General features: G+C 73.5%; 1 protein-coding gene. It reads left to right on the top strand.

Annotated elements, in window-relative coordinates:
* Window positions 1–10,697: SDR family NAD(P)-dependent oxidoreductase (locus ACFVYI_RS41720; protein WP_387895199.1), on the top strand; the 10,697-nt coding region annotated here is incomplete at both ends.

Genomic DNA, 10,697 nt, shown 5'->3' with positions numbered 1-10,697 from the left:
ACCATCCACCCCACCCTCCGACGCCACCACGGCCACCACTTCCCCCACGCCCTCGCCCACACCCACACCCACGGACTCACCCCCACCACAACCACAGCAGCAGACACCACCCCCACCCTCCCCACCTACCCCTTCCAACACCACACCTACTGGCTGGACGAGGTCCCGGCCCGGGCCGACGGCGATCCGGCGGGACTGGGCCTCACCGGGTCCGCACACCCACTGCTGGGCGCGGTCACGAGCGTGGCGGAGAGCGACGCACTGCTGCTCACCGGCCGGCTGTCCCTGGACACCCACCCGTGGCCGGCCGATCACCTGGTGGCCGGGGCCGCCCTGCTCCCGGCCACCGCCCTGGTGGAGCTGGCGGTGCACGCCGGCGACCTCGTGGGGCTGAACCGCATCGAGGAACTGACGCTGGAGACCCCGCTGGCGCTCGGCGAGGCCGCAGCGGTCCAGCTGCAGATCGCCGTCGGCGCGCCCGACGACGACGGCCGGCGTCCGCTCACCATCCACTCCCGCTCCGAGGCGAGCGAGTCCGCCTGGACCCGCAACGCCACCGGCGCGCTGAGCACCGCCCTCACCGACGCCGACGCCGAGCCCCTGAGCGCCGACTGGCCGCCCGCCGGAGCGAGCGCGGTCCCCGTGGCCGAGCTGTACGAGCGACTGGAGAGCGCCAGTGTGCAGTACGGGCCGGCGTTCCGTGCCGTCACCTCGGTGTGGCAGGACGGCGACGAGCTGTTCGCCGAGCTGGTTCTCCCGGAGGCGGTGGACCGCACCGGCTTCGGCATTCACCCGGCGCTCTTCGACGCGGCCCTGCACCCGCTGGCGCTGACCGCCGACGGCGCGGAGGTCCGGATGCCGTTCGCGTGGACGGGGGTCACCCTCCACGCGTCCGGCGCCGCCGCCCTCCGGGTCCGGCTGACGCCGACCGGCAACGGCGTCCGGCTGCTCGCGGTCGACCCCGCCGGTGCGCCGGTGGTGTCGGTGGAGAACCTGGTGGCCCGCGCCATGTCCGCCGCCCGCCTCGCCGAGCTACGCGATCTGCTCGCCGGCGGCGCCACGCCGACCACCCGGCGCGCGCCGTCCCGGCCCGTGGCGGCCGCACCCGAGCGGGCCATCGGGTCCGAGTTCGCGACCCGCCTGGCCGGCCTGGGCGGCGCGGCCGAGCAGAACACCTTCCTGCTCGATCTGATCCGTGCCCACGTGGCCACGGTCCTGGGCCACGCCACGCCCGAAAGTGTCGACGCCGAAAGGGCGTTCAAGGAGTTCGGCATCGACTCCATCATGGGTGTGGAGATTCGGAACCGCCTGTCCAAGGCAGTGGGCAAGCCGCTCCCGGCGACCCTGATCTTCGACCACCCCACCCCGGCCGTACTCGCCGAGGCGCTCCGCCAGGAGGTACTGGGCCTGCAGGCAGGCGCCCCCGCCGTCCGGACGGCGCCCCGGGGCGCGGCGGACGAGCCGCTCGCCATCATCGCCATGGCCTGCCGTTACCCGGGCGGGGTGCGCTCCCCCGAGGACCTGTGGCGGCTGGTCGCGGACGGTGTCGACGCGATCGGCGACTTCCCCGACAACCGCGGCTGGGACACCACCGCGCTGTACGACCCGGACCCGTCGAAGGCCGGCCGAACGTACTCGGTGCAAGGCGGCTTCCTGTACGACGCGGAGCAGTTCGACGCCGACTTCTTCGGCATCTCGCCGCGCGAGGCGACCGCCACCGACCCACAGCAGCGCCTGCTGCTGGAGACCGCGTGGGAGACCTTCGAGCGGGCCGGCCTCGACCCGGCCACGCTGCGCGGCGACGCGATCGGCGTGTTCACCGGCATCGGCCACAACGACTACCGCGGGCAGCTCGACAACGCACCGGAGGCCTTCGAGGGCCACCTGCTGACCGGCAACATGTCGAGTGTCGCGTCGGGCCGCATCTCCTACACCTTCGGCTTCGAGGGGCCCGCTGTCTCCGTCGAGACGGCGTGCTCGTCCTCGCTGGTCGCCCTGCACCTCGCCGCCCAGTCCCTGCGGCAGGGTGACTGCACGATGGCCCTCGTCGGCGGTGCGGCCGTGATGGCGACGCCGGGCGGATTCATCGAGTTCAGCCGCCAGCGCGGCCTCGCCCCCGACGGACGCTGCAAGGCCTTCTCCGCCGACGCCGACGGCACCGGCTGGAGCGAAGGCGTCGGCCTGCTCCTCGTCGAACGCCTGTCGGACGCGCAGCGCAACGGCCACCGTGTGCTCGCCGTCGTCCGCGGCTCGGCGATCAACCAGGACGGCGCCAGCAACGGCCTCACCGCCCCGAACGGTCCCGCGCAGCAGCGCGTCATCCGCGCCGCGTTGGCCAATGCGCGGTTGACGGCGGCCGAGGTCGACGTCATCGAGGCGCACGGCACCGGCACACGCTTGGGCGACCCGATCGAGGCGCAGGCCCTGCTCGCCACCTACGGGCAGGGGCGTCCGGCCGAACGGCCGCTGTGGCTCGGCTCGTTGAAGTCCAACATCGGCCACGCCCAGGCCGCGGCCGGCGTCGCCGGGATCATCAAGATGGTCATGGCGATGCAGCACCGCGAGCTGCCGAAGACGCTGCACGTGGAACGGCCGACCCCGGTCGTGGACTGGTCGACGGGTGCGGTCGAGCTGCTGACGGAGGGCCGCCCTTGGGAGGAGGGCGACCACCCGCGTCGGGCGGCGGTCTCGTCCTTCGGCGTGAGCGGGACCAACGCACACGTGATCCTGGAAGAGCCACCGGCCGGAGCGTCCACCGAGGTCGAGCAGGACGGGCCTGAACTGCCCGTCGTCTGGCCGCTGTCGGCGAAGTCGGAGCCCGCGCTGCGCGCTCAGGCCCGCCGGCTCCTGGGCTTTCTCACCGAGCACCCGGACGCGACCGAGACGGACGTCGCGCACGCGCTGACCACCGGCCGGTCGCTGTTCGAACACCGAGCCGTGGTCCTACCGGGCGACCGCGCCGAGGCCCTACGCGCCTTCGCCGACGGCGCCACGCACACCGGCATCGTGACCGGCCGGGCCGGCCACCCCGGCAAGCTCGCCTACCTGTTCACCGGCCAGGGATCCCAGCGAGTCGGCATGGGCGAGGAGTTGTACACCACCTTCCCCGTCTTCGCCGCCGCCTACGACGAGGCACTCAGCCACTTCGACCCCGAACTGCGCCAGATCATCGCGTCGAACCCCGACGGGCTGCTCGACACCACACTCCACACCCAACCCGCCCTGTTCGCCCTGGAGACGGCCCTCTTCCGCCTCCTGGAGCACCACGGCCTCACCCCCGACTACCTCGCCGGACACTCGATCGGCGAGATCACCGCCGCCCACTGCGCCGGCGTCCTCTCCCTCACCGACGCCGCGAAGCTCGTCAACGCCCGCGCCCACCTCATGCACAGCACCGACCAAGGCGCCATGGCCACCCTCCAGGGCATCGAGACCGACGTCCTCCCCCACCTCACCGACGCCCTCACCATCGCCGCCATCAACTCCGCCGACGCGGTAGTGATCGCCGGAGACGTCAACGCCGTACACGCCCTCGCCACGCAGTGGAAGGAACAGGGCCGCAAAGCCAAGATCCTCAACACCCACCACGCCTTCCACTCCCACCACATGGACCCGATCCTCGACGAATTCCGCGCCGTCGCCGAGTCGTTGACCTACCACGAGCCCACACGTCCGATCATCTCCACACTGACCGGCGAATTGGCCCAGGAGCTCACCGAACCCTCCTACTGGACACGCCAGTTGCGCGAAGCCGTCCGCTTCCACGACGCCCTCACCACCCTCCACGACAACGGCGTCACCACCTACCTCGAACTCGGCCCCGACGCCACCCTCACCACCCTCACCCGCACCACCCACCCCGACGCCACCGCAACCGCCACCCTCACCCCCAACCACCCCGAAGCACACACCACCCTCACCGCCCTCACCACCGCCCACACCCACGGCCACCCGGCCCGCTTCACCACCACCGGCACCCACACCAACCTCCCCACCTACCCCTTCCAACACCAGACCTACTGGCTCCAGCCGTCCACCGGCGCCGCCAAGGTCGCCGAGCTGGGCCTCGACCGGGCCGAGCACCCGCTGCTCGGGGTCTCCATCACGGTGGCCGAGGACGATGGACTGCTGCTCACCGGGCAAATCTCGCTGCGCAGCCACCCGTGGCTGGCCGACCACGAGGTGCTCGGGACGGCGCTGCTGCCGGGCGCGGCGTTCGTGGAGCTGGCGCTCCACGCCGCCGGGCAGGTCGGATACGACACCGTCGACGAGCTGACCATCGAGACCCCGCTGGCACTCCCCGACCAGGGCTCCGTACGGCTGCAGTTGAGCGTCGGTGCGCCGGACGGCATCGGACGGCGGACCGTACGGGTGCACTCGCGCGCGGCCGGCGAGGACACCGAGTGGGTCCGGCACGCTTCCGGCACCCTCACGTTCACCGCGCCGGGCCCGGCGTCCCGGGACGCGGTGCCGCTCGGCACCACCTGGCCCCCGGAGAAGGCCGCACCCGTCGACACCGACGGGCTGTACGAGCGACTCGCCGACGCGGGCTTCCGGTACGGGGAGGCGTTCCAGGGCCTGCGGGCCGGCTGGCGGGACGGCGACGACGTCTACGCGGAGGTCGAGCTTCCGGAGGCACAGTTCGAGGCGGCCGAGCTGTTCGGGCTGCACCCGGCTCTGCTGGACGCGGCGATGCACTCGCTCGGTCTCGGCGTGCTGGAGAGCGAGGACGACCAGGTGCGGCTGCCGTTCGCCTGGACCGGGGTCGTTCTGCACGCGCGGGGTGCGGTCGCCGCCCGCGTGCGGCTGACGCCCGTCGACGCCACCACCGTGCGGCTGACGCTGGTCGACGCCGAGGGCGCGCCCGTGCTGACCGCCGAGGGGCTGACGCTGCGCGCCATGTCGCGGACGGCCGCGCCGACGGCCGCGCGCCCGCTGTACGGCGTGGACTGGGTGCCCGTGCAGGCCGTGACCGAGGCAGTCGTCGACGCGGTGTCGATCACCGGCCCGGAGGACCTGGCCACGCTGGAACCGGCGCCGGTGGTGCTGATCGATCTTTCCACCGCCGACACCGACGCCGACACCGACGCCGACACCGTGGCCGCGGCCCACGCGATGGCCGGGCGGACGCTGGCCGTCGTCCAGGCCTGGCTGGCGGACGAGCGGTTCACCCAGTCGCGCCTCGCCCTGGTCACGCACCGGGCCGTGCCCACCGACGACGTCCAGGACCCCGCGTCCTCGACCGTCTGGGGCCTGGTCCGCAGCGCCGAGACGGAGAACCCGGACCGGTTCGTGCTGATCGACCTGGACGCGGACCCGGCGTCCGCGGCCGCCGTCCCGGCCGCCCTCGCGACCGGCGAGCCTCAACTGGCGATCCGTGCAGGTGACGTGCTCGTACCTCGACTCGTCCGGGTGTTGCCGGCGGCCGACGACGCGCCGACCGTCCCCCTCGCGCTCGGCCCGGACGGCACCGTGTTGATCACCGGTGGCACCGGCACCCTCGGCGCCGAACTGGCCCGGCACCTGGTCACCTCACACGGCGTGCGCGATCTGGTGCTCACCAGCCGGCGCGGCGCCGACGCCGAGGGCGCAGGTGGGTTGCTGGCCGAACTGACCGCGCTCGGCGCCGAAGTGACCGTCGCGGCCTGCGACGCAGCGGACCGCGCCGCGCTCGCCGCCCTGCTGGACTCCCTGGACCGGCCGCTCGCCGCGGTCGTGCACGTAGCGGGTGTGCTGGACGACGGGGTGATCGCCTCGCTGACCCCGGAGCGGCTGGCCGACGTCCTGCGCCCGAAGGTGGACGCGTCCTGGCACCTGCAGGAACTCACCTCCCCCGAAACCGCGTTGGTGTTCTTCTCGTCGATCGCCGCCACCCTCGGCAGCCCCGGGCAGGGCAACTACACCGCCGCCAACGCGTTCCTCGACGCCCTCGCCGCGCACCGCCGGGCGCTCGGCCGTCCCACCCTCTCGCTGCCCTGGGGCTTCTGGGACACCGGCGACGGCATGACCGCGCAGCTCACCGACCGCGACCGCGCCCGCCTCGGCCGGGGCGGCATCACCCCGATGACGGTCGAGCAGGGCCTGGCCCTGTTCGACGACGCACTCGGCGTCGACCGCGCCCTCGTCGTCCCGGCGCGGCTCGACCTCGCCGCGCTGCGCAACGCCGACGAGGTGCCGGTGGCCCTGCGCGGCCTGGTCCGCTCGGGTCTGCGCCGCGCCGCGGCGGCCCCGGCCTCCGACAGCGGCTCCCTCGCCCAGCGGATCACCGCGCTGCCGAACGGCGAGCGCGAGGCCCTCCTGCTGGAGACCGTGTGCTCCGCGGTGGCGACCGTACTCGGCCACGACGGCGCGGGGTCCGTTCCGGTGGACCGGCAGTTCACCGACCTGGGCTTCGACTCCCTGACCGCCGTCGACTTCCGCAACCGGCTCGCCGGAATGAGCGGTCTGCGGCTCCCGGCGACGCTCGTCTTCGACTACCCGACCCCGGTCGCCCTGGCCGGCTACCTGCGCGACGAACTGCTCGGCGCGTCCGCCACGGCGGGCGCCGGTACGGTCGCCACCCGCCCGGTGGCGGCGGACGACGAGCCGATCGTGATCGTCGGTATGGCCTGCCGCTACCCGGGCGGTGTGCGCTCCCCCCAGGACCTGTGGCGGCTGGTCGCCGACGGCGTCGACGCCGTCTCGCCCTTCCCCCTCGACCGCGGCTGGTCGGAGGACCTGGTCCACCCCGACCCCGAGCACCTCGGCACCTCCTACACGGCCGAGGGCGGCTTCCTGCACGACGCCGACCTGTTCGACGCCGACTTCTTCGGAATCTCGCCGCGCGAGGCGCTCGCCACCGACCCGCAGCAGCGCCTGCTGCTGGAGACCGCGTGGGAGGTGTTCGAGCGAGCCGGTCTCGACCCGGCAGCCCTGCGCGGCAGTCAGACCGGCGTGTTCACCGGCATCATGTACAACGACTACGGCGCCCGGCTGGTCGACCACGCCCCGCGCGGTTTCGAGGGGTTCATCGGGACGGGCAGCGCGCCGAGCATCGCCTCGGGTCGGGTGTCGTACACCTTCGGCTTCGAGGGCCCGGCCGTCACCGTCGACACGGCCTGCTCATCCTCGCTCGTCGCCCTGCACCTCGCCGCGCAGGCACTGCGCAACGGCGAGTGCGACCTCGCGCTCGCCGGCGGCGCGACGGTGATGGCCACCCCGACGACGTTCATCGAGTTCAGCCGCCAACGCGGCCTCGCCCCCGACGGACGCTGCAAGGCCTTCTCCGCCGACGCCGACGGCACCGGCTGGAGCGAAGGCGTCGGCCTGCTCCTCGTCGAACGCCTCTCGGACGCCCGCCGCAACGGACACCAGGTACTCGCCGTCGTCCGCGGCTCGGCGATCAACCAGGACGGCGCCAGCAACGGCCTCACCGCCCCCAACGGCCCCTCCCAGCAACGCGTCATCCGCGCCGCGCTCGCCAACGCCGGACTGAGCAGCGCGGAGGTCGACGTCGTCGAGGGCCACGGTACGGGAACCACCCTGGGCGACCCGATCGAGGCGCAGGCCCTGCTCGCCACCTACGGCCGCGAGCGCGATGCCGAACGGCCGCTCTGGCTCGGCTCGTTGAAGTCCAACCTGGGCCACACCCAGGCCGCGGCCGGCGTCGCCGGGATCATCAAGATGGTCATGGCGATGCAGCACGGCGTCCTGCCGAAGACCCTGCACGTCAACGAGCCTTCCCCGCACGTCGATTGGACGGCAGGCGCGGTCGAGCTGCTGACCGAGGCGCGGCCGTGGGACGACTCCGACCACCCCCGCCGGGCGGCCGTCTCGTCGTTCGGCGTGAGCGGGACCAACGCACACGTCATCCTGGAGGAGCCGCCGGCCGGAGCGTCCACCGAGGTCGAACAGGACGGGCCCGAACTGCCCGTCGTCTGGCCGCTGTCGGCGAAGTCGGAGCCCGCGCTGCGCGACCAGACCCGGCAGCTGCTCGACTGGCTCACCGAGCACCCGGACGTGAGCGAGGCCGACGTCGCGCACTCGCTGACCACCGGCCGGTCGCTGTTCGAGCACCGCGCCGTGGTCCTACCGGGCGATCGCGCCGAGGCCCTACGCGCCTTCGCCGACGGCGCCACACACACCGGCATCGCGACCGGCCGGGCCGGCCACCCCGGCAAGCTCGCCTACCTCTTCACCGGCCAGGGATCCCAGCGGGTCGCCATGGGCGAGGAGTTGTACACCACCTTCCCCGCCTTCGCCGCCGCCTACGACGAGGCACTCAGCCACTTCGACCCCGAACTGCGCCAGATCATCGCCACCAACCCCGACGGGCTGCTCGACACCACACTCCACACCCAGCCCGCCCTGTTCGCCCTGGAGACGGCCCTGTTCCGCCTCCTGGAGCACCACGAACTCACCCCCGACTACCTCGCCGGACACTCGATCGGCGAGATCACCGCCGCCCACTGCGCCGGCGTCCTGTCGCTCGCCGACGCCGCGAAGCTCGTCAACGCCCGCGCCCACCTCATGCACAGCACCGGCGAAGGCGCGATGGCCACCCTCCAGGGCGTCGAGGCCGACGTCCTCCCGCACCTCGGCGACGGGCTCACCATCGCCGCCATCAACTCCGCCGACGCGGTGGTCGTGGCCGGAGACGTCGACGCCGTGCACGCACTCGCCACGCAGTGGAAGGAGCAGGGCCGCAAGGCCAAGATCCTCAACACCCGCCACGCCTTCCACTCCCACCACATGGACCCGATCCTCGACGAATTCACCTCCATCGCCGAGTCGTTGACCTACCACAAGCCCACCACCCCCATCGTCTCCACCCACACCGGCGAAATCACCGACGAACTCACCGAACCCTCCTACTGGACACGCCAGTTGCGCGAATCCGTCCGCTTCCACGACGCCCTCACCACCCTCCACGACAACGGCGTCACCACGTACGTGGAACTCGGCCCCGACGCCACCCTCACCACCCTCACCCGCACCACCCACCCCGACGCGGCCACAGCAGCGGTCCTCGTGCCGAACCGCCCCGAGGCGCACACCGCCCTGGCCGCCGTCGCCACCGCCCACACCCACGGCCACCCCGCCACCTGGCCCACCACCGGCACCCACACCAACCTCCCCACCTACCCCTTCCAACACCAGAGCTACTGGCTCCAGCCCACCGAGGCCACCGCCCCCGGTACCGCCGCCGTCGAGCACGCACTGCTCGGCTCGAAGGTCGAGCTGGCCGCCGACCAGGGCGTGGTGTTCTCCGGCCGCATCTCGCTGCGCACCCACCCCTGGCTGGCGGACCACACGGTGCTCGGGACAGCGCTGCTCCCCGGGTCCGCGCTCGTCGACGTCGTGCTGCATGCCGCCGAGCTGGCCGGCGCCGGTCGCATCGAGGAACTGACCCTCGCCGCGCCGGTCGCGCTGCCGGAGAGCGGCGCCGTCGAACTGCAGGTCCACGTGGGCGCACCCGACGACAGCGGCCTCCGGCCGGTCGGGGTGCACTCGCGGCCGGCCGGTGCGCGCGGCGAGGAGGTGCCGTGGACGCGGCACGCCGACGGCGTGCTCGCCGAGGCGCCGGCGTCCCCGGTGGACCTCTCCGCCTGGCCGCCGGCCGGTGCCGAGGCGGTCGACGTCGACGGCTTCTACGAGCGGCTGGCCGATCTGGGGCTCAGCTACGGCCCGGTGTTCCAGGGCCTGACCGCCGCCTGGCGCACCGCCGACGCCGTCTACGCGGAGGTCGAGTTGGAGAAGGACACCGAGGTCTCCGGTTTCGGCATCCACCCCGCGCTGCTCGACTCGTCCCTGCACGCGCTCGGGTTCACCGTGGACGAGGGGGAGGGCGGCGAGCGTCCGCTGCTCCCCTTCGCCTGGGCGGACGTATCGGTGTTCGCGGTCGGCGCGTCGGCGGCCCGGGTGCGGTTGGCGCCCAGCGGTCCCGAGGCGTTCGAGGTGGCGATCGCCGACGCCTCGGGCGCGCCGCTCGCGCACGTCGGCCGGCTGAGCGTCCGGCCGGTGTCGCCGGAGCAGTTGGCGCCGGCGGCCGGCCCGCGGATCCCGCTGTACGAGATCGACTGGACGGCCGTCGCCCTGCCGGAGGCGGACGCCTCCGCACCGGTGTACGCCACCGACCCGGAGCGGCTGGCGGCCCTGCCGGCCGGTGACGCGGTCGTGGACTTCCCGGCCGCCGGCGCCGAGCCGCATGCGGCGGCCGAGCGCGCGCTGGCGTTCGTCCAGGCCTGGCTGGCCGACGCCGGGCGGGCCGACGCGCGGCTGACCCTGGTGACGCACGGTGCGGCCGGCCCGGACGTGTCCGATCCCGCCGCGGCGACGGTGTGGGGTCTGGTCCGTTCCGCCCAGATCGAGGCTCCGGACCGCTTCGCGCTGCTGGACGTGGACGACGACCCGGCTTCGGCGGCCGCGCTGCCGACCGCGCTGGTCTCGGAGGAGCCGCAACTCGCCCTGCGGGCGGGCGCGGCCCTGGCGCCGCGGCTCGCCCCGCGCAAGCCGGTCGCGAACGACACCCTGTCGGAGGAGCGACCCGGGTTCACGCCGGACGACTACGTCCTCGTGACCGGCGCGACCGGGGAACTCGGCAAACTCCTCGCCCGCCACCTTGTCACCACCCACGGCGTCAAACGACTCCTCCTCGTCAGCCGCCGCGGACCCGACGCCCCCGGCGCCACCGAACTCCACCACGAACTCACCACCCT

It is taken from the genome of Kitasatospora sp. NPDC058218 (assembly GCF_042882445.1).
In the GTDB taxonomy this organism is placed as follows: domain Bacteria; phylum Actinomycetota; class Actinomycetes; order Streptomycetales; family Streptomycetaceae; genus Kitasatospora.
The sequence above is the reverse complement of the archived record's forward strand: the minus strand, read 5'-3'. Positions and strand labels throughout refer to the sequence as shown.